The following is a 21,160-nucleotide window of genomic DNA, read 5'->3' as shown; positions in this document are numbered from 1 at the left end:
ACTCGAAAGGGACAATCATGACCGATCCTCGCCACAACATCCGTGAAGTGCGCAGCCCGCGCGGCAGCGAGCTCAACGCCCGCACCTGGCTGACGGAAGCGCCGTTGCGCATGCTGATGAACAATCTCGACCCAGACGTCGCCGAAAACCCCAACGAACTGGTCGTCTATGGCGGCATCGGCCGGGCGGCGCGCACCTGGAACGATTTCGACCGCATCGTTGCCTCGCTGAAGACGCTTGGCGACGACGAGACGCTGTTGGTGCAATCGGGCAAGCCGGTCGGCGTGTTCCGCACTCATCCTGACGCCCCGCGTGTGCTGATCGCCAACTCGAATCTCGTGCCGCACTGGGCGACATGGGAGAAATTCAACGAGCTCGATAGAAAGGGCCTGATGATGTACGGCCAGATGACGGCCGGCTCGTGGATCTACATCGGCACGCAAGGCATCGTGCAGGGCACCTACGAGACCTTCGTCGAGGCCGGCCGCCAGCATTATGGCGGCAATCTCAGGGGCAAGTGGATCCTGACCGGCGGTCTCGGCGGCATGGGCGGTGCCCAGCCGCTCGCCGCGGTCATGGCCGGCGCCTGCTGCCTGGCCGTCGAATGCGATCCCGACCGCATCGATTTCCGGCTGCGCACCCGCTATGTCGATGAGCGCGCCGACACGCTCGACGAGGCTCTGGAAAAGATCGAGCGCTGGACCAAAGCCGGTGAGGCGAAATCGGTTGGCCTGGTCGGCAACGCCGCCGACATCCTGCCGGAACTGGTGCGGCGCGGCGTGCGCCCTGACATCGTCACCGACCAGACCTCGGCGCATGACCCGCTCAATGGCTATCTGCCCAAGGGCTGGTCGCTGGCCGAGTGGCGCGAGAAGCGCACCAGCGACCCGAAGGCCGTTGAAAGAGCTGCCCGCGCGTCGATGCGCGAGCATGTCGAGGCGATGGTGGCGTTCTGGAATGCCGGCGTGCCGACGCTCGACTACGGCAACAACATCCGCCAGGTGGCGAAGGAGGAGGGGTTCGAGAATGCTTTTGCCTTCCCGGGTTTCGTGCCGGCTTATATCCGTCCGCTGTTTTGCCGCGGCATCGGCCCGTTCCGCTGGGCAGCGCTTTCCGGCGATCCCGAGGACATCTACAAGACCGACGCCAAGGTGCGCGAGCTGACCCCCGGCAACACCCATCTGCACAACTGGCTCGACATGGCGCGTGAGCGCATCGCCTTCCAGGGCCTGCCGGCGCGCATCTGCTGGGTTGGGCTTGGCGATCGCCACCGGCTCGGCCTCGCCTTCAACGAGATGGTCGCCAGGGGCGAACTGAAGGCGCCGGTGGTCATCGGCCGCGATCACCTCGATTCCGGCTCGGTCGCCTCGCCGAACCGCGAGACGGAGGCGATGAAGGACGGCTCCGATGCCGTCTCCGACTGGCCGTTGCTCAATGCCTTGCTCAACACGGCGTCCGGCGCCACCTGGGTGTCGCTGCACCATGGCGGCGGCGTCGGCATGGGCTTTTCGCAGCATGCCGGCATGGTCATCGTCGCCGACGGCACGCCCGAGGCGGCCAAGCGCCTGGAGCGGGTTCTGTGGAACGATCCGGCGACCGGCGTCATGCGCCACGCCGATGCCGGCTATGACATCGCGATCGAGTGCGCCCGGGAGAACCAGCTCAACCTGCCCGGCATTTTGGGCTGAGCCGCGCCTTGCGCATCCTTCGGGCAGCCGAATACCGGTCGATGCCGTGGAAGAACGGCGGCGGGGTGACGACGGAGATTGCCGTCTCGCCGCCAGGTGCCGGGCTCGACGATTTCGACTGGCGCGTCTCGATGGCGCTGGTCGAGGGCGGCGGCCCATTTTCCGGATTTGCCGGCGTCGACCGGACCTTGGCGTTGCTGGAAGGCGAGGGCATGATCCTCGACATCGCCGGCCGGCTACCGGTCGAAATCATCAAGGCTTCCGCACCGCTTGCCTTTCCGGCCGACGTGCCGACGCAAGCCACGCTGATCGCCGGTCCGATCACCGACCTCAACGTCATGACCCGCCGCGACCGGGCGATCCACACGGTCGAGCGCCTGCTGATTTCGGCTCCGACGGAGATCCAGGCCGAAGCCGATGAAACACTCATCCTGTGCGTCGACGGCGAACTCAGCGTGGCCGGCGCGGCGCCCATGCAACTTGGGCCGCTCGACGCGCTGTTGCTCGGGGCGCAAGCGCCGGAACTGCGCCTGGATCCGGTCCGGCCGGCCATGCTGTTCGTGATCCGCATCGACCGTATTGCCGGCAACGATTAACGTCTGTTTCCAAACATGATCGTGACGCCGGCCAAATATCGCGTAAGCTGGTCGCTGCATCACGAAAAAGCCTGAATCTTCCGCCGATCAGAAGCCGAAACGATGCTCATAGTGCCGCCTGGAAGTTGTCGAAAGACGGCATCTTGTCGTGGCGCGGAAACAAACTTTCGGCCAAGTGTTGCGATGCAACCAATTGCATTTGGACCGGTTTTAGGGACATTGCCGTGGCGGTGACGCCGCACTGCGTCCCCAACACGGAACCTTAGATGAATATCCAGACCAATCTCGCACAGATCGAAAAGACGAGCGCCAGCTTCCCGGCTGTCACCGACGTGCCGATACGCTCCAATTTCCTGCCGGAAGATCGGCTGCGCGCTTTGGGCGCAGCCCTTGCCAATGGCGACGCCAAGGACTTGTTCGGTCTGACGCCTTTCGATTTTCAGGCGCGCATCCGCGACAGCGCCAGGAAAATTCTCGATGTCTACCGTTCCACCAACGCTGCCCAGGCGAGGGGCGAAACGATCACGCCCGCGGCGCAGTGGCTGCTCGACAACAACTACCTGGTCGAGGAGACCATTTTTCAGGTCAAGCGCGACCTGCCGCGCCGCTTCTACCGCCAGTTGCCGACGCTGAAACTGTCGGATGGATCCAGCGTGCCGCGCGCACTGGCGGTCGCGTGGACCTATGTCGCGCATTCCGACAGTTCCGTCTCGTCGGCCATGTTCAAGGCGATTGTCGAAGGCTTCCAGTCCATCGAGCCGCTGAAGATTGGCGAATTATGGGCGCTGCCATCGCTGCTGCGCTTCGTCCTGATCGAGAACCTTCGCCGGATCGCGGTCCGCGTCAATCGCACGCGGGAACTGCGCCAGATCGCCAACGAGGTCGCCGATCGTGTGCTGGCGACGGACGACAGCGCCGACCGGCAGGCGATACTTTCCCACTACAGCGCCCATGCGCAGGACACCACCTTCGCCACCCAGTTGCTCTACCGGCTGCGTGACGGCTCGCAAAATGCCGGCAGGGCGCTGGAATGGCTGGAGGGCGAGCTGGAAAGGACCGGCTCCGACGCCGAGGAGATCATCCTCAGCGAGCACCACACGCTGTCCAGCGGCAACGTGACCACCGGCAACATCATCCGCGGCCTGCGCCTGATCAACGACATCGACTGGACGGTGTGGTTCGAGGGCGTCAGCCGCATCGACACCTTGCTGCGCGAACGCACCGATTTCGCCGCGCTCGATTTCTTTTCGCGCGACCAATACCGGACTGCGATCGAGGAGCTGGCGCGCCGTTCCGATCTCTCCGAATTTCGCGTTGCCGAAAGGGCGATCGAGCTCGCCGGCCATGCTGCCGATGCACCGGGCTCCGAAAGCGGTCCGATCGCTCACACCGACGTCGGCTTCTTTCTGGTCGGCCCGCGCCGGCAGGAGCTCGAGCGGTCGATCGGCTACCGGCCGACCATCGGCAAGACGCTCAACCGGACCTTCCGCAAGACCGGATGGCTGGGCATCGTCGTGCCGGTGTTTGCGCTGACGGTCCTGCTTCTGGTCGTTTCCGGCAATGCGCTTGCCAATCTCGGCCTGTCGGTGCCGTCGATCGTCCTGATGCTGGCCCTGTTCGCGGTGCCGGCCAGCGAAGGCGCGCTCGCATTCTTCAACACCGTCGTCTCGCTGTTTTTGAAGCCGACGCGTCTCATCGGCTATGATTTCAGGCACGGTGTGCCGCCCGAGGCGCGCACGCTGGTGGTGGTGCCGTCGCTGATCGGCTCGCGCGACGATGTCGAGGAGAACATCCGCAACATCGAGGTGCATCACCTCGCCAACACGGCGGGCGAAGTCTATTTCGCGCTGCTTTCCGACTGGCCGGACTCGAAGACCGAGATCGATACGGCGGATGTCGAAATCCTCGAATTCGCCCGCGCCGAAATCGCCAGGCTGAACGCCCGCTATCCCTCGGAAGGGGCGCCGCGCTTTTATCTGCTGCATCGGCGCCGGCTCTACAACGCATCGCAAGGCGTCTGGATGGGCTGGGAGCGCAAGCGCGGCAAGCTGCACGAATTGAACCTTCTGCTGCGCGGGGACAGCGACACCACCTTCCTGCCGTTGGAAGTGCCATTGCCGGAGAGCGTCGTCCACGTGATGACGCTGGACGCCGACACCCGCACCACCCGCGACGCCGTCGCTGCGCTGGCCGGCAAGCTTTGCCACCCGCTCAACCGTCCGCATTTCGATGTCGCACGGCGCGAGGTTACGGCAGGTTATTCCATCCTGCAGCCGCGTATCACCGCGTCGCTGACCAGTGGCGACGAGGCATCGTTCTTTCAGCGTGTCTTTTCCGCCAATCGCGGGCTCGATCCGTACGTCTTTGCCGTGTCGGACCTCTACCAGGACATCTTCGGCGACGGTTCCTTCACCGGCAAGGGTCTTTACCATGTCGACGCCTTCGAGGCGGCGTTGAAGGGCCGCATCGAGGAAAACACCATCCTCAGCCATGATCTGCTCGAAGGCGCCCTGGCGCGCTCGGCCTTGGTCACCGACGTCGAACTGGTCGAGGACTATCCGACCCGCTATTCGGTCGACGCGTCGCGCCACCATCGCTGGGCACGCGGCGACTGGCAGCTTCTGGGCTTCATTCTTGGCCCGCGCTCAAACGTGCCGGCGCTGTCGCGCTGGAAGATGGTGGACAATCTGCGCCGCTCGGTGACGCCGATCTTCTGGGTGATGGCCGCGATCGCCGGCTGGACGCTGCTGCCCTTCACGCAGGCCGCCCAATGGCAGGCGCTGCTGATCCTCACGCTGTTCATGGCGCCCACTTTCGACATCGTCGACGCCATCCTGCCGAAGAGCGGCGACCAGACGCCGCGCGGCCATTTCTCGGCACTGGCGCGCGACGTTGCCTTCGGCACCGCCCTGGTGGCGCTGAAGATCGTGCTGATGGCGCACCTTGCCTGGATGATGGGCGACGCGATCATCCGCACGCTCTACCGCCTGTTCGTCAGCCGCCAGAACCTGCTCGAATGGCGCACCGCCTCGCAGGCACACAAGGGCGGCGACAACGATCTCGGCTCCTACTACAGCATCATGTACGGCGCCGTGATCATCGGCGTTGTCGGCCTCGCCGTCCCGGTGCTGGCCGATTCCACCGGCGCCTTCGTCGCCTTCTTCTTTGCCTTGTTCTGGATCGGCTCGCCCGCCATCGCCTGCTGGATCAGCCGTTCGGCCGAAACCGAGGACCGCCTGCGCATATCGGCCGCCGACATCCACGCGCTGCGCACCGTGGCGCGGCGTACATGGCACTATTTCGAGACCTTCGTGACGGCCGAGCATCACCATCTGCCGCCGGATAATTTCCAGGAAAGCCCGGCCCCCGTGGTGGCGCCCCGCACCTCGCCGACCAATATCGGCGTCTACCTGCTGTCGGTGATTTCGGCACGCGATTTCGGCTGGATCAGCCTCTCCGACGCCGTCAACCGCATCGACGCGACCATGTCGACCATCGAGAGCATGCCGCGCGATCGCGGCCATCTCTTCAACTGGTATGACACGACGACCCTGAAGCCGCTCTACCCGCTGTACATTTCGGCGGTCGACAGCGGCAATCTCGCCGGCCATCTGGTGGCCGTGGCCGCTGCCTGCGCCGAATGGGCCGAAGCGCCGTCGGTGCATGTGCAGGGCGACTTCGAAGGCATCCTCGACACCGTCACCATCCTCGACGAAAGCCTTGAGGAACTGCCCGACGACCGGCGTCAATTGCGGCCATTGCGCCAGCGGCTCGCCGACCGTCTCGACGGCATGCGGCGGGCGGTCGAATTGATCAAGGCGCAGCCGGAGATGGCGTCGATCCGTACCATCAACCTGGCCGTCCTGGCCGGCGAGATACGCAAGCTCGCGACAGCCATCCACACCGAGGCCGCGTCGACCCAGAGCGACACCATCGCCGATTGGGCGGCCAGGCTCGAAGCCACCTGCGAGGCGCATGTGCACGACGCGCACAGCGACGAAAACGCCGTCGCGGCATTGCGGGCCAAGCTTCTGACGTTGCGCGAGCGCACGCGCCGTTTCGCCTTCGAGATGGATTTCTCGTTCCTGATGCGGCCCGAACGCAAGCTCTTGTCGATCGGTTACCGGGTCGAGGAGCATCAGCTCGACGAAAGCTGCTACGATCTTTTGGCCTCCGAGGCGCGGCTGACCAGCCTGTTCGCCATCGCCAAGGGCGATTTGCCGACCGAGCACTGGTTCCGGCTCGGCCGGCCGATCGTCGAGATCGGCTTCCAGGGCGCACTGATGTCCTGGTCCGGCTCGATGTTCGAATATCTGATGCCGCCACTGGTGATGAAGGAGCCGCAAGGCAGCATTCTCAACCAGACCAGCAAGCTCATCATCAAGCGCCAGATCCAGTATGGCCGTTCGAAGAACGTTCCCTGGGGGATTTCGGAAGCGGCCTACAACGCCCGCGACCGCGAGCTGACCTATCAGTACACCAATTTCGGCGTGCCCGGGCTCGGCCTGAAGCGCGGCCTTGGCCAAAACACGGTGATCGCGCCTTACGCGACCGTGCTGGCAGCGCAGTTCACGCCGCATGAATCCGTCCAGAACCTGGCCAAGCTCAGGCGGCTGGGCGCACTGGGCCGGCACGGTTTTTACGACGCGGTGGATTTCACGCCGCAACGCGTTCCCGAGGGCACCGACCACGCCGTCGTGCTCAACTACATGGCCCACCACTCCGGCATGTCGATTGCCGCAGTTGCCGATGCGATCTTCGAAGGGCGCCTGCGCGACCGCTTCCACAGCGATCCGGTGATCGAGTCGGCCGAATTGCTGCTGCAGGAAAGGGCGCCGCGCGACATCCCGACTGCGACCGTCAGGACCGAGGCCGACGAGCGCTCGAAGGACGAGACCGAGCTGGAAAGCCCGGATACCCGCATCGTGCTCGATCCGCTCAGGGCGCTCCGCTCGACCAGTGTCATGTCCAATGGCCGCTATTCGGTCATGGTGACCGCCACCGGCTCCGGGTACAGCCGCTGGGGCGAACTTGCCGTCACGCGCTGGCAGCCGGATCCGACCGAGGATCGCCTTGGTTCCTATATTTTCCTGCGCGACGCCAGCAACGGAGACTGGTGGTCGACCACCGCCGAGCCGAAGCGCGCCGTCGGCGAGCGTGCGCAAACGCTGTTCTCCGACGACAAGGCGAGCTTCGTCAAATCGATTGGATCGCTGCGTTCGGAAGTCGAGTGCATCGTCATCTCGGAAGGCAATGGTGAGGGCCGACGGGTGACGCTCCACAATGATGGCCCCGCCGACCGGCATATCGAAGTAACCTCGTTTGCCGAACTGGTGCTGGGCTCCGAGCCCTCGGATAATGCCCATCCGGCTTTTTCGAAGATGTTCGTGGAAACCGAGATCGCGCCGAACAACGGCGCGATCTTCGCCACCAGGGGCAAGCGCGAAAAGGACGAACCCGACGTCACCATGGTGCATTTCGTCACCGACCCGTCTGGATCGGCGCGAGACGCCGAGGCGGAAACCGACAGGCGCGCCTTCATCGGCCGCGGCCGCACCATCACCGAAGCGGCTGCCTTTGATCCCGGCGCCACGCTTGGGGGCCATTCCGGCTTCACCCTGGATCCGATCGCATCGCTTCGCCGGCAGGTGCGCGTGCCGGCCAACAAGAAGATTTCGCTGACGTTCTGGACCGTCGTCGGTACCCATCGCGCCGAATTGGATGCCGCCATCGCACGGCTCGACCATCCCGAAAGCTTCGCCCGCCAGGCGATGCTCGCCTGGACGCGCTCGCAGGTGCAGACCCGGCACCTTGGCCTCAGCCTGTCCGACGCCGCCAATGTGCAGAAGCTGGCGCGCTATCTGATCTATCCCGATCCGTTCCTGCGCCTTCCGGGCGAATCCATCGTCTCCGGGCTCGGCAGGCAGTCCAGCCTGTGGCCGACCAGCATATCCGGCGATTTTCCGATTTTCCTGGTCAGGATCGCCGATGTCGCCGATCTGGAGATCGTCGCCCAGGCGCTTCGCTTCCAGGAATACATGCGCGCCCGCGGCATGATGATCGATTTTGTCGTCGTCAACGAGCAGGCGTCATCCTACGTGCAGGACCTGCAGCGCGCGGTGGAGACGCTGTGCGAAAACAGCCGGTTGCGCGGCAAGGAACTCGGACCCCGCCAGCACATCTTCGCAGTGCGCCGCGATCTGATGGAGGAAACGACCTACAGGACCTTGCTCGCCGTCGCTCGGGTGGTGCTGCATACGCGCAACGGCACCATCTTCGACCAGATCGAGCGCGCCGAGGCCGCGGCACTGCAGGCGCGGGACGCCGCCCTCCAGCCGGCAGACCTTGCAGCGCTTCGCGAGCCGTCCTTGCCGGTGCCGACGTCGCAAGCATCTGCGGCCCAGGCACTGATCGAGGGCCGCGTCGACGGCAGCGGGCTCGACCAATGGAACGGTTTCGGCGGCTTCGACGGCGACGGACGCCACTACGTCGTGCGTCTTGCCGGCCGGCGCACGACGCCGCAGCCGTGGATCAACGTCATCTCCAACCCATCGTTCGGGTTCCACATATCGGCTGAAGGCGCTGCCTTCACCTGGAGCCGCAACAGCCGCGACTATCAGTTGACGCCATGGTCGAACGATCCGGTCACCAACCGGCCGGGCGAGGGCATCTATATCTACGATCATGCCAGTGGCAGGGCGTTCTCGCCAATGGCTGCCGTGGTGCGTGATCCGACAATGACCTACGAAACCTGGCACGGGCAGGGTTTTTCGACGTTCCGCTCAAAACGCGGGCCGCTGTCGATGGACCTGACCCATGTTGTCGATCCCGTCGATCCGGTGAAGATATCGCGGCTGCGCATCCAGAATTCGGGTTCGGTGCCGATGCGGCTGCGCGTCTACGCCTATGCGGAATGGGTTCTTGGCGGCCATCGCTCGCGCACCGCTGCAAGCATCGTTCCGTCGAGGGATGCCGCAACCGGCGCATTGCTGGCGCAAAATCCCTATGGGCTCGATTTCGGCGAGCGGATCGCCTTTCTGGCCGCCGACGGTGCTGTGCATTCGGTCACCGCCGATCGCGGCGAGTTCATCGGCAGGCAAGGCACGAGCGAGTTTCCGCATGCCGTGCTGAGCGGCGCCGGCCTGTCCGGCCGTGTCGAGGCCGGCGACGATCCCTGCGCGGCCATCGCACGCGACATCGACATCGCTGCCGGCGGCGACGTCACGCTGCTCTGGCTGCTCGGCGACGCGGCCTCGCCCGAGGCGGCCAGGGCGCTGGTGCAGACCCATCGCTCAAGGGATTTCGATCAGCGGCTGGCCGACAACGAGCGCACATGGCGCGGCTTTCTCGACACAATCCAGGTCGAGACGCCGGACAAGGCACTCGACGCTATGGTCAATCACTGGCTGCCCTATCAGAGCCTGGCCTGCCGCATCCGTGCCCGCTCTGCGTTCTATCAGGCGAGCGGTGCCTTCGGCTTCCGCGATCAGTTGCAGGATACCTTGGCTTTGCTGGCGCATGACCCCAAGCTGGCGCGTGATCAGATACTCAATGCGGCGCGGCGGCAATTCCCCGAAGGCGACGTGCAGCATTGGTGGCTGCCGCGCACCGAGGCCGGCGTCCGCACCATGATCTCGGACGACGTCGTCTGGCTGGCCCACGCCACGGCCCGCTACCTGCTGGTGACCGGCGACACCGCGATCCTGAAGGAGCAACTGCCCTTCATCGAAGGGCAGGCGCTAGGCGAAGGCGAGCACGATGCTTTCTTCATCCCAGAAATCTCGAAGAAGACAGCCTCGCTCTACGACCATTGCGCGCGGGCGCTCGATCTTGCCGTCAAGCGCAGCAGCCCAGCCGGGCTGCCGCTGATCCTCGGCGGCGACTGGAACGACGGCATGAACCGCGTCGGCGAGCACGGCAAGGGCGAGAGCGTGTGGCTGGGCTGGTTCCTGCTGAAGACGCTGGGCGACTTTGCCGCTGTCGCCAAGGCGGAGCGCGATGCCAAGCGCGTGCAGGCCTGGACGAAGCACGCCGAGGTGCTGAAGCGGGCGCTGGAAAGCACCGCCTGGGATGGCGAGTGGTATCGGCGCGGCAGCTTCGACGACGGCACGCCGCTCGGCTCGCGCAAGTCGGACGAGTGCAAGATCGACTCGATCGCCCAGTCCTGGAGCGTGCTTTCGGGCGAGGGCGACCCGGCGCGGTCGACCACGGCAATGGCGCAGGCGATGAAAGCGCTCGTCGACGACGACCTCAAGATCGCCAAACTGTTCACCCCGCCCTTCTCGAAGACGGAAAAGGACCCGGGCTACATCAAGAGCTATCCGCCGGGGGTCCGTGAAAACGGCGGCCAATACACGCACGCGGCAACATGGTTCGTCATTGCGCTAGCCGAGATGGGTCGCACCGACGATTCCTACCGTTGCCTTTCAATGCTCAATCCGGTCAACCATGCGCTCGACGAAGCCGCGGCAGAGCGCTACCGGGTGGAACCTTATGTCGTCGCGGCCGACGTTTATTCCGGGCAAGACAAGGGCGGCCGAGGCGGCTGGACCTGGTATACCGGGTCGGCGGGCTGGCTTTATCGAGCTGCGGTCGAGAGCATTCTCGGCATAGAGCGCCGCGGACAGCGCCTCCAGTTCACGCCGAGACTTCCTAGCCATTGGGACGGCTATTCGGCAACCCTGAAGATGCTGGGCGCCGAGATCAAAGTACGCGTCGTCCGCGACAAAAAGGCCCGGGCCATCTCACTTGAAGTGAATGGCACGAAGACCAAATCTTCGTCCTTCGAGCCAAAAGCCGGAGATAGTGCCGAGGTGGTCGTCAGAATACCGGCCTAGATTCAAGGGCTTGGAGCGTCGCTTAGCGTTCCCAGGGGCACGCACGGGCGCTCCAAGTGCATCTACCGGTTATATTTGCGTTTGACCTTGCTGAATGCCTGCACACGACTTTAGACGTCGTGCCCAGGGTCTTGCTGATTAAAATTGTGGCAGTGCTTTCCATCTGCCATGATTTTGCCGCAACGCTGACATTTCACCTTTTATCTCAAACTGTTAGACGATCACGGCAAATTTCGAAGCGTCGTCATCTTTTGTTCGCGGAATGGGAACGGAAGAGCTAGACGAGCATTGTTTTGCGACGCGTCAACCGATACGAGTCAAAAAATGACGCACTGCACCATAAATAATTGGCGGAGTAGCTGAAGTGTCACTTCTGCAAATCTACTGGCGAGCCCTTGGTTATCTCGCTGCCGACAGGAAACGCGTTGCGTTTATCTGCGGGGCGAATGTCGCGCTTGCCATTATCGCCATTCTCGAGCCGATCATGTTCGGCCGGGTGATCGATGCCATTTCGGACCGCGGCTCGGTATTCGCGACACTCGCAATGTGGGCCGGCCTCGGCGCGTTCAACATCATCGCCTTCGTGCTGGTGGCGCGCGGCGCCGACCGCTTTGCCCACCAGCGGCGCAGCGAGGTTCTTTGCCAGTCGTTCGAGCGCGTGATCACCATGCCGCTTGCCTGGCATCATCAGCGCGGCACCTCCAATTCCCTGCACACGCTCCTGCGCGCGGTCGAGACCTTGTTCAGCCTCTGGCTGGAATTCATGCGGCAGCATCTGTCGACCGCGGTTGCGTTGGTCCTGTTGGTGCCCACCGCGCTCAGCATGGATATCCGCATGTCGATGGTGCTGCTGGCGCTTGGCGCGCTCTATGTCGGCATCGGACGGCTGGTGATGCGGCGCACCAAGGAAGGCCAGGCGGCCGTGGAGCGGCACTACCACAAGGTATTTGCGCATGTGACCGACTCGGTCAGCAACGTCGCCGTCCTGCAAAGCTACAACCGCATCGGCCATGAGACCGAGGCGCTGAAGCGCTACGTCAAGAACCTGCTCGACGCACAGAATCCGGTGCTCGACTGGTGGGCGATGGCCAACGCGCTGCACCGCCTGTCGTCGACGATTTCGATGATGGTGGTGCTCTTGATTGGCGCCTATCTGGTGACGCACGGCCAGTTGCGCATCGGCGACGTCATCGCCTTTACCGGCTTTGCCACGCTGCTGATTGCCCGGCTCGACCAGATGTCGGCCTTCGCCAACCAGATTTCCGAGGCGCGCGCCAAGCTCGAGGAATTCTATCATCTCGAGGACTCTGCATCCGACGCCGCCGAGCCCGATGGGCTGCGCGAGCTCGTCAACGTCACCGGTCATGTGCGTTTCGAGAATGTCTGCTTCGAGTTCGGCAATTCCGGGCAGGGCGTCGACGACGCGTCGTTCGAGGTCCAGGCCGGCCAGACCGTCGCCATCGTCGGCCCGACGGGCGCCGGCAAGACGACGCTCATCAACCTTCTGCAGCGCGTCTTCACGCCGTCCGGCGGACGCATCCTGATCGACGGCATCGATACCCGCACGGTGACCCGCAAGTCGCTGCGCCATTCGATCGCCACCGTCTTCCAGGATGCCGGCCTGCTCAACCGCTCGATCGAGGACAACATCCGCGTCGGCCGCGCGGAGGCGAGCTATGACGAGGTCCATGCCGCGGCCAATGCCGCCGCCGCGCAGGATTTCATCCTGTCAAAGTGCGAGGGCTACGACACGGTCGTCGGCGAACGCGGCGGACAGCTGTCCGGTGGCGAGCGCCAGCGCATCGCGATCGCCCGCGCCGTGCTGAAGGACGCGCCCATCCTGGTTCTCGACGAGGCGACCAGCGCGCTCGACGTCGAGACGGAAGACCGCGTCAAGGACGCCATCGACGAATTGCGGCGCGGCCGCACCACCTTCATCATCGCCCACCGCCTGACCACCGTTCGCGACGCCGATCTGGTCGTGTTCATGGACAAGGGCCGGGTGGTCGAGATGGGCGGGTTCACCGAACTGTCGCTGCGCAACGGTCGCTTCGCCAGCCTGCTGCGCGCCGGCGGCCTGCTCAACGACGAGGAGGTCCGCCGCCTCAGCCGTCCGGTGAACGAAGCCGCCTGAGCAGCGCGGCTTGCCTTCTCCCCTTGCGGGAGAAGGTGGCCTCGCGAAGCGAGGTCGGATGAGGGGTGCTCCAGCTTGGCGCAAATCTTCATCCAAATCCAGACTTCGGCGCACGGCGATCATTGGCGCCTCACTCCGTCCAGCACCCCTCATCCGGCTCGACGCTACGCGCCGATCCACCTTCTCCCGCAAGGGGAGAAGGGAAGACGTACCGCCGCTGCGGTTGCCGCAACTCCGCCGGCGGTCTATGTAAAGCCGCATGAGCGATACGACTTCACGCCTCTCCGGCTGGATGGACCTTGCCAACCCGACGCGGTTCGTCGCGCTGGTCGACAAGGTGGTGCCGTGGTTGGCGAGCGTGGCCGCCATCGTCCTCGGCGTGGGTCTCTATATGAGCTTCACGGCGCCTGAGGACTTCCAGCAAGGCATCACCGTTCGCATCATGTATATCCACGTGCCTTTCGCCTGGCTCGCCATGATGTGCTACACGCTGATGGCGGTCTCGGCACTGGGCACGCTGGTCTGGCGCCATCCGCTGGCTGACGTGGCGCTAAAATCGGCGGGACCCATCGGCGCCGTCTTCACCGCCCTTGCACTGATCACCGGTTCGATCTGGGGCAAGCCGATGTGGGGCACCTGGTGGGTGTGGGACGCGCGGCTGACCTCGGTCTTCATCCTGTTCCTGATGTATCTCGGCATCATCGCGCTGACCCGCGCGCTCGACGATGCCGGGCGCGCCGCCTGGGCCGCCGCAATCATCACTTTGGTCGGCTTCATCAACATTCCGATCATCAAATTCTCGGTCGACTGGTGGAATACGCTGCACCAGCCGGCGTCGGTGTTCCGTCTTGGCGGCCCGACCATCGACCCAAGTCTTTTGTGGCCGCTGCTGGTGATGGCGGTTGGTTTTACCGTGCTGTTCTTTGCGCTGCATCTGATGGCGATGCGCACCGAGATCTGGCGCCGCCGCGTCATTTCGATGCGCCGGGTTGCCGCGAGACAGGCTAGCTGATCTTCGTCGAGTTCCTTCGCGCCCCCCTCTGGCCTGCCGGCCATCTCCCCCTCCAGGGGGGAGATTGAATGTCACGTATCGTTTCGCCAATCGCGAATGTTGAAAGAGAGGCGCTACCGGCGAAGCTACCGATCTCCCCCCTTTGAGGGGGAGATGGCCGGCAGGCCAGAGGGGGGCGCTGTCCCATAAGCGTTTGAAGGATTTTGTACCTGAAGCGCACGCGCTCCAGCTGGACTCACCCCATCCGCCCGCGTGCTGCCACCGGCAGCGTTTCCAGCACCTTGTCGCCTTCGATCAGATGCACCTCGTCGAACAGGTTGGTGACGACGCAGCAATGGTCGGGCACGACGCGCACGCGCTCGCCGATGCGAAGCTCGGCGCCGCCTGACAGCGTGACGTTGCCGTGCTCTTCGCTGAGGCTGGTCACCCTTGCGCCTGAAATGCCCAGCAGCTCGCCGAAATCGGCGAGCCCCAGCGTATCGCTGGAGAGCGCCTTGCTGCCGGCGTCGAGGATGGCGCGTATCGGCGTTGGGTGGCTGACCACCGTCGACAGCACCGTCAGTGCGCAATCGTCGAGGCTGCCGACGCCTTTGGCGACCTGGTAGCGGTCGAGATAGATGTAGGTGCCGGGCCGGTATTCGGTAACGACGCTGTGCTCGCCGGAACGCCACATATCGGGTGTGCCGCCGCTGGAGATGCGCTCGCAAGCAAGGCCGGCTGCGGCAAGTGCTTGCTGCGCATCGGCGAGCCACGCCTCGGTCTCGGTGGCGCGGCCCGCCCCCGGGTAGGTCATCAAGCCGCCGAAGACGAGCCCCCGGACCTTGTCGATCTCGCTCGCCAGCGCGACTGCCTCGCCGGCCGACTGCACACCGCAGCGGCCCATGCCGGTGTCGCATTCGACCAGCACCGGCAGGCGGTGGCCGGGATCGGTAAAGGTGGCGGCAAGTCCCATCAGCGTGTCCATGCTGTCCGTTGTCACCGACAGGGTTACGCGGCGGTGCAGCGCCTTGAGGCGCTCCAGCTTGGCCCGCCCGAGGATATTGTAGGGCAGAAAGATGTCGGTCAGTCCGGCGTCGGCCATGACCTCGGCCTCGCCGATCTTCTGGCAGGTGATGCCGACGGCGCCGGCCGCGATCTGCTTCTTTGCCCAGTAGGGCAGTTTGTGGGTCTTGATGTGCGGCCTGAGCTTCAGCCCGTGCCGGTCGGCATGGGCCTGCGCCCGCGCGATATTGGCTTCGGCGCGGCCGGCATCGATCAGGATCGCCGGCGTATCGAGGTCGTCTATGCTGCGCATGGTCTCACCATCGGAAAATTGGTTGACCTTATGGCCCTGATCGGACCGCATGTCATGGGGCCAGCGACAGCAGTTTGCATCGACACCGGATGGGCGTTCGGCTATGCGGTTAGCGCTTGGAACGCGACGGGAAGGAACCACGACCATGAAACGCTCCGCCATCAACGACATCATCCGCGACGCCGACGCCTTCATCCGCTCTTTCGGCTACATCATGCCGCCCTTCGCCTACTGGACCCCCGAAGAGATGAAGGCGCGTCGGCAGGATTCGTCGGCAATCTTCTCCTCCCGGCTCGGCTGGGACATCACCGACTACGGCCAGGAGAAATTCGACGAGCTCGGCCTGTTCCTGTTCACCGTCCGCAACGGCCGCTACGAGGACATGAAGAAGGGCATGGGCATGCTCTATGCCGAAAAGATCATGATCTCGCGCAAGGACCAGTTGTCGCCGATGCATCGCCACAACATCAAGGCCGAGGACATCATCAACCGCGGCGGCGGCAAACTGGTGCTGGAGCTGTTCATGCATGATCGCGATGGCGGCATCGATCCGAAGGCCGAAGTATCGGTGCCTGTCGACGGAACCATCCACAGACTACCTGCGGGTGGGCTCCTGAAGCTCGACCCAGGCCAGAGCGTCACTTTGCTGCCGGGTGTCTGGCATGCCTTCTGGGCCGAGGGCAAGGACGTGCTGATCGGCGAGGTTTCGACCGTCAACGACGATCTCACCGACAATGTCTTTCGCGAACCAATCGGCCGCTTCGCGGACATCGACGAGGACACAGCACCGCTGCACCTGCTGGTGTCCGATTATGAGAAGTGGGTGGGGTAGGGCAGGGTGGCATTTGAACCGGCCTCATGAGAGGGGCTCATCAGGTTCGTCGGCGCCGCCCCTCATTGCCCTGCCGGGCATTTCTCCCCGTATAGTGACGGGGAGAAAGACGCTATCGCAGATGGTTTCGCAAACTGGCAGCGTTGCGGAATAGTGGTCGACATTGCGTCTATCTCCCTTCTCCCCGTCACTATACGGGGAGAAGGTGCCGGCAGGCGGATGAGGGGCAGCACCGATGCTTGTCGCTAGCTGCACCTGTTCGGCAACTGCTACCGCGCATGCTTGTCGGCTCTGCGGTTGCCCAGCAGCAGCTTGCGTTCGAGATGCGCCCGTAGCTCGCCGTAGTAAGCCGTCAGGAACGGGCGCGGGTCATGGGCTTGGGGTGCTGCGCCGATCTTGCGTGCGATCGTTTCGGCAACCGTCCGCAGGGCGAAATAGTCGTCGCGGCGCAGCACCTCCTCCAGCTTGTGGAGTTCGGCAATCCCGTAGGCATCGAGCTGGGCGTGGCTGAACCGGAAGGCGCCGGCCGCCGGATCCTGCCGTGCCGACAGGTCTTCAAGCAAGGCGCGCTTCGGCGCCTCGACCACCCAGGTCCCCGCCAACAGGTCGCCGATCCGCATGCGGTCTCGATTGAACAGCGGGAACAAGGCAAACAACAGCGTCCACACCAGTCCGAACACCGTCGTCAGCGTGTCGGCGAGGTCGGTCCCGCTGCGTCCAACGATGATCGACAGCGGCAGGAACACCTCGATCTCGCGCATCAGGTTGCGGGCGATGACCTGGTCGATCGACAGGCCGTCTCCGCTGCGCGACGCGACCCGGATGCCGACGATCCGCTTGCCGGGCGTAGCCGCGCGCCGGCCCGCTTCGAAAACGATGAAGTAGGCGTTGCGCAGAAAGAAGATCAGGATGATCCAGACTACGAAGAGTGGCTGAAATCCCTCGCTGCCAAGGCCTCCCACCCCGAACAGCGCGACGATCGTGATCACGATTGCAGCCACGGCGATGAACACGATGTCGAGCAGGAAGGCGGAGGCCCGCGTGCCGGCGTCAGCAAGCCTAATCCGGAGATCGACGCCTTCGGGCGTGATCAGCGGCCGTATAGCCGCGAAGGCGGCGCGTTTAACGATCGCCATGCCGCACCGCCCGGAACAGGTAGAAATAACCGATCCACAGCACCAGCATGCCACCGCCAATGCCGTAGCGCGTGACGTCGCTGGTGATGGTCTGCCTGCCAATGCCCTCGAGCAGCCCGGCAAACAGCAGCATGACTGAGACCCCGACCATGGCGTTCGCGGCGATGCGTCCGGCGCGAGCCGCTGCCGCCATGCGTGTCAATTCGCCGGGAAAGGCGATGCTGGTGCCGATGCGCATGCCGGCCGCGCCGGCCAAAGCGATCGCGAACAATTCGCTGGTGCCGTGGATGGCCAGCCAACCGCCGAGCTCCATGCCAAGCCCCTTGGACCAATAGACTTGGAACAACGCCCCGATCATGCAGCCGTTGAACAGCATCAGCAGCACCGTCGGCACCGCGAAGGCGAAGCCAAGGGCGAAGGCCAGGATTGCGACCTGGACGTTGTGCGTGAACAGATAGGCGGCAAAGCCTGAGAGAAAGCCATTGTCGCCATCATAAAGCATGCCTCGCAGCAGTTCGGCCGAGGTGTCGGGGCCGCGGCCTCCTGCCAGGCCGGGCGGGATGATCGCGTCGAACCAGCTCTTGTCGGATGCCACCAGCCAGGCGCCTGCGCCAATGCCGATCACCATCAGCGCGACCGACGCCAATGTCTCGCGCCACAGGTCGCGAATGGCTTCGGGCCAGTCATGCAGGAAGAAATCGGCGAGGCGCTGCCGCAGCCCGCGACGCGCGCCGTAGAGATAGAAATAACCGCGCAGCGACAACGCTTCGAGATAGCCGACCAGCGCATTATCGAGCGATGTCGCGCGCGCCACCGACAGGGAAGACAGCGCCGATCGATAGAGCAGCGGCAGCGACAGCAGCTCCTCTTCGGAAAGCGTCCGCGGCGCACGCTTCTCGACACGCGCCAGCAGCGCCTCGAATGCCTTCCAGTCGGCCTCGCGCTCGCGGCGGAAGCTGGCCAGCGACTGGCGTACCGCGTCGCCGCGCACCGCATTGCCGCGTACCGGCGCCGTCACAGCAAATCCTCCTGCTTGAACTGCAGATAGCGCTCGACCAGCTCCGGACCGAGCCGGCTGTGGTCGGCTTCGATCACATGCGCCCCGAGCAGGCGCAGCCGGCCGATGACGACCTGCCTTTCGCGCAAGAGCCCTCCGGCAACGACCGCGCGGGCAACATCCTCGCCGGAGCGTGGCGGCAGGTCGGCCAAGCCCTCCAGTTCGGTGTCCTTCATCATCATGAACAGCACGAGATGCCGTTCGGTGAGCCGGCCCACGGTGCGCAGCATCAATTCCGCACTGATCGGATCGACGAAATCGGTGAAGATGATGACCAGCGAGCGGCGGTCGAGCCGCGCCGCCAGCGTCGTCAATGCCAGCGTGAAATTGGTCTCCTCGCTGGAGTAGTCGATCTCGGCGGCCCGTTTCTGGATCATCGCAAAGCTGGCGGGGCCGCGCACCGCGCCGCTCGAAACGCGCGGCCTTGCATCGAAGCCGAACAGGCTGACCATGTCACCGCCCTTCAGCGCGATGAATGCCGACAGCAGGGCGGCCGTCACCGCCCGGTCCACCTTCGGCACACCGTCAACCGGTTCGCACATCAGGCGTCCGCTGTCGATGGCCAGCACGATGTTGTTGTTCTCCTCGATGCGGAACTCGCGCGCCAACAGCTTGCCGTGGCGGGCGCTGCGCTTCCAGTCGATCATCCGCCGGCCCATGCCCGGCTGGTAATCCTTGAGCGCGTCGAACTCGCGGCCTTGACCGGCGCGGCGCTGCGCATGGCCTTCGGCAAGCGCCGCATGTTGCAGCAGCGTGATCGCCTCGCCGCGAGCGCTGCTGACGTCGGGCAGCACCGCAACCTTGCTTTCCACCGGCAGCACGACCTGGTTCCAGACCAGCCCGAATGGCCCGCGCCAGCGCACCCAGAGGCGGTCGAAGCTGGCGACGCCGCGCCGCAGCGCCTGGAAGCGAAGGTCGAGCGAGCCGCCTCCGGCGGTTGGCAGCAAGGCCCCGCCGCTGTCGTCCACCGGCGCCAGCCGCACATCGTGGCCGACGCGGGCCTCCGCGGCGCGCGGCCCCGAGTGACGGGCGGCAATTTGCACGCCGAATTCCCCACCAACACCGACCTGCTGCGGCGCATCGATGCTGGCATTCAGCGATGCCCGCCCGCGTCCGGCCGCTGCATCCACCGCCAGGAAGGCAAGCAGCAGACAACTCCACAGCAACCCCAGATACCAGAACGACGGCAGTGCCAGCGCGACCAGGAAGGCCGGCACCGCGCCGGCCGCAGCTGCCCATACCGCTCGGCCGCTGGGATAGATCAACGTGGTGCTTCCGTCTGGTCGACCAGGTCGGAGACGATCTGCTCGACCAGCCGGCCATCGATCTGTGCGGCAGGCGAAAGGATGACGCGATGACGCAGCGCCGGCACCGCCAGCGCCTTGACGTCGTCGGGGATCACATAAGCGCGTCCGTCCAGCGCCGCCCGGGCACGCGCCGCCCGCGCCAGCATGGCGCCGGCGCGCGGACTGGCCCCGACCTCCAAATCGGCATTTTCGCGCGTAGCCCGAACCAGCGCCGCTATGTAGCCGACGACATCGTCGACAAGGGTGACGGAGCCGACCGTAGCGAGTGCCTCCTGCAGCGTCTCGCGATCCGTCTGCGCCTCGATGCCATATTGCGCGATGTCGTGCGAGGCGGAGCCGCCGCCATGATGGACGATGATGGCTCGTTCTTCCTCGGGGCCGGGATAGCTGACGCGGTGCTTGAACAGGAAGCGGTCGAGCTGCGCCTCCGGCAGCGGATAGACGCCCTGGTGCTCGATCGGATTCTGGGTCGCGACGACCATGAAATTGCGGCCGAGCGAATGCGTGGTGCCGTCGAAGGTGACCGCATGTTCCTGCATCGCCTCGAGCAGTGCGGCCTGCGTCTTGGGCGGCGTGCGGTTGATTTCGTCGGCAAGCAGGAGATCGCAGAAGATCGGGCCGCGCGTCAGCGTGAACTGCCCGGTCTGGAAGTTGTAGATGTTCGACCCGACGATATCGCCGGGCATCAGGTCCGGCGTGAACTGGATCCGCCCGTAGGCGATCCCAAGCGCCTGGGCGAAGCAGCGCGCCGTCATTGTCTTGGCCGTGCCGGGAGGACCTTCGAGCAGGATATGCCCGCCCGCAAACAAGGCGGTCAGCATCAGGTCGACCGTATCGTGCTGCCCGGTGATCGCCTTGGCCACTTCTTCCCTGATCCGTGTCGCCAGGGCCTTCACATCATCGACGTTCACCGAGCCTCCTTGCCGTCCAGTCATGCAGCCGTTCTGCTGCCTGTTGCATCTGCGTCAGATTCTTCGCCTCGCCGGCCGCTTGCGAGCGCGTCGTGAAGCCGCCAGCTTGCTCCTTATCGCGAGAGTCGAGCCAGTGGTCGAGCGCTTTGCCTTGCAACCCTTGCGGTGCGCCGAGCAGCGCGCCGGCGCGCACCCGCATCAAGGCCGCATAGCGGCCTCCCAGCTCGTCCAGCCGGCCGGCACGCCGCATGAGCATCGCCGTCGTTATTAACAAACACCGCGATGCGCACGTCAAAGCGCCCGGCGAGGGTGAGCGGGGGGCGCGACCGCCCCAGCCGAGCCAGCTACCCGCACCC

The 21,160-nt window shown here is 64.7% G+C and carries 11 protein-coding genes and 1 pseudogene; 6 read left to right on the top strand and 6 right to left on the bottom strand.

Features of this window, described 5'->3' with window-relative positions; all coding sequences use genetic code 11:
* The first annotated feature begins 17 nt into the window (after positions 1 to 17).
* The 5 genes from hutU to NKJ73_RS25655 all read left to right on the top strand — a co-directional run bounded on the left by hutU (position 18) and on the right by NKJ73_RS25655 (position 14,267).
* Positions 18 to 1,688, top strand: coding sequence for a urocanate hydratase (hutU, locus tag NKJ73_RS25675; protein WP_352457143.1), 1,671 nt, complete (start codon positions 18 to 20; stop codon positions 1,686 to 1,688).
* A gap of 8 nt (positions 1,689 to 1,696) precedes the next feature.
* Entirely contained in the window at positions 1,697 to 2,284 is a 588-nt protein-coding gene (locus NKJ73_RS25670) for a HutD/Ves family protein (protein ID WP_352571515.1), read from the top strand.
* Between the two features lie 266 nt (positions 2,285 to 2,550).
* Positions 2,551 to 11,121 carry a glycoside hydrolase family 94 protein gene (locus tag NKJ73_RS25665; RefSeq protein ID WP_352571514.1) on the top strand — a complete coding sequence of 2,857 codons (8,571 nt, stop codon included), beginning with the start codon at positions 2,551 to 2,553 and terminating at the stop codon, positions 11,119 to 11,121.
* A 364-nt stretch (positions 11,122 to 11,485) separates the two neighbouring features.
* A complete protein-coding gene (locus NKJ73_RS25660) occupies positions 11,486 to 13,255 on the top strand; it encodes a glucan ABC transporter ATP-binding protein/ permease (RefSeq protein ID WP_352571513.1) in 1,770 nt (589 codons plus the stop codon).
* 259 nt (positions 13,256 to 13,514) lie between these two features.
* Positions 13,515 to 14,267 (top strand): heme ABC transporter permease, encoded by a 753-nt coding sequence (locus NKJ73_RS25655; protein WP_352571512.1) that lies wholly within the window; start codon positions 13,515 to 13,517, stop codon positions 14,265 to 14,267.
* A 235-nt stretch (positions 14,268 to 14,502) separates the two neighbouring features.
* Here the strand turns inward: NKJ73_RS25655 and NKJ73_RS25650 are convergent, their stop codons facing one another.
* Complete coding sequence (locus NKJ73_RS25650) at positions 14,503 to 15,561, bottom strand: D-TA family PLP-dependent enzyme (RefSeq protein WP_352571589.1); 1,059 nt, start codon at positions 15,559 to 15,561, stop codon at positions 14,503 to 14,505.
* A gap of 145 nt (positions 15,562 to 15,706) precedes the next feature.
* Here NKJ73_RS25650 and NKJ73_RS25645 point away from each other — a divergent pair, with 145 nt between their 5' ends.
* A complete protein-coding gene (locus NKJ73_RS25645; protein ID WP_352457149.1) occupies positions 15,707 to 16,393 on the top strand; it encodes a D-lyxose/D-mannose family sugar isomerase in 687 nt (228 codons plus the stop codon).
* Between the two features lie 269 nt (positions 16,394 to 16,662).
* Here the strand turns inward: NKJ73_RS25645 and NKJ73_RS25640 are convergent, their stop codons facing one another.
* The 5 genes and pseudogenes from NKJ73_RS25640 to NKJ73_RS25620 form a co-directional block, all read right to left on the bottom strand.
* The gene (locus tag NKJ73_RS25640) at positions 16,663 to 17,529 is read right to left on the bottom strand and encodes an RDD family protein (protein WP_352571511.1); all 867 of its coding nucleotides are present in this window, start codon (positions 17,527 to 17,529) and stop codon (positions 16,663 to 16,665) included.
* Positions 17,516 to 18,547, bottom strand: a complete 1,032-nt coding sequence (locus NKJ73_RS25635) for a stage II sporulation protein M (RefSeq protein WP_352571510.1) — start codon at positions 18,545 to 18,547, stop codon at positions 17,516 to 17,518. Before NKJ73_RS25635 ends, NKJ73_RS25640 begins: the two co-directional genes overlap by 14 nt.
* The gene (locus tag NKJ73_RS25630) at positions 18,544 to 19,851 is read right to left on the bottom strand and encodes a DUF58 domain-containing protein (protein ID WP_352571509.1); all 1,308 of its coding nucleotides are present in this window, start codon (positions 19,849 to 19,851) and stop codon (positions 18,544 to 18,546) included. Before NKJ73_RS25630 ends, NKJ73_RS25635 begins: the two co-directional genes overlap by 4 nt.
* Positions 19,848 to 20,804, bottom strand: a complete 957-nt coding sequence (locus NKJ73_RS25625; protein ID WP_292661489.1) for an AAA family ATPase — start codon at positions 20,802 to 20,804, stop codon at positions 19,848 to 19,850. Before NKJ73_RS25625 ends, NKJ73_RS25630 begins: the two co-directional genes overlap by 4 nt.
* Positions 20,791 to 21,160: pseudogene (locus tag NKJ73_RS25620) on the bottom strand (DUF4350 domain-containing protein); the annotation flags it as partial. The gene NKJ73_RS25625 and the pseudogene NKJ73_RS25620, both read right to left, overlap by 14 nt.

The organism is Mesorhizobium sp. M0074, assembly GCF_040322975.1.
Taxonomy (GTDB): domain Bacteria; phylum Pseudomonadota; class Alphaproteobacteria; order Rhizobiales; family Rhizobiaceae; genus Mesorhizobium.
Note: the sequence above shows the minus strand (reverse complement) of the source record. Positions and strands in the feature narration are given on the sequence as shown.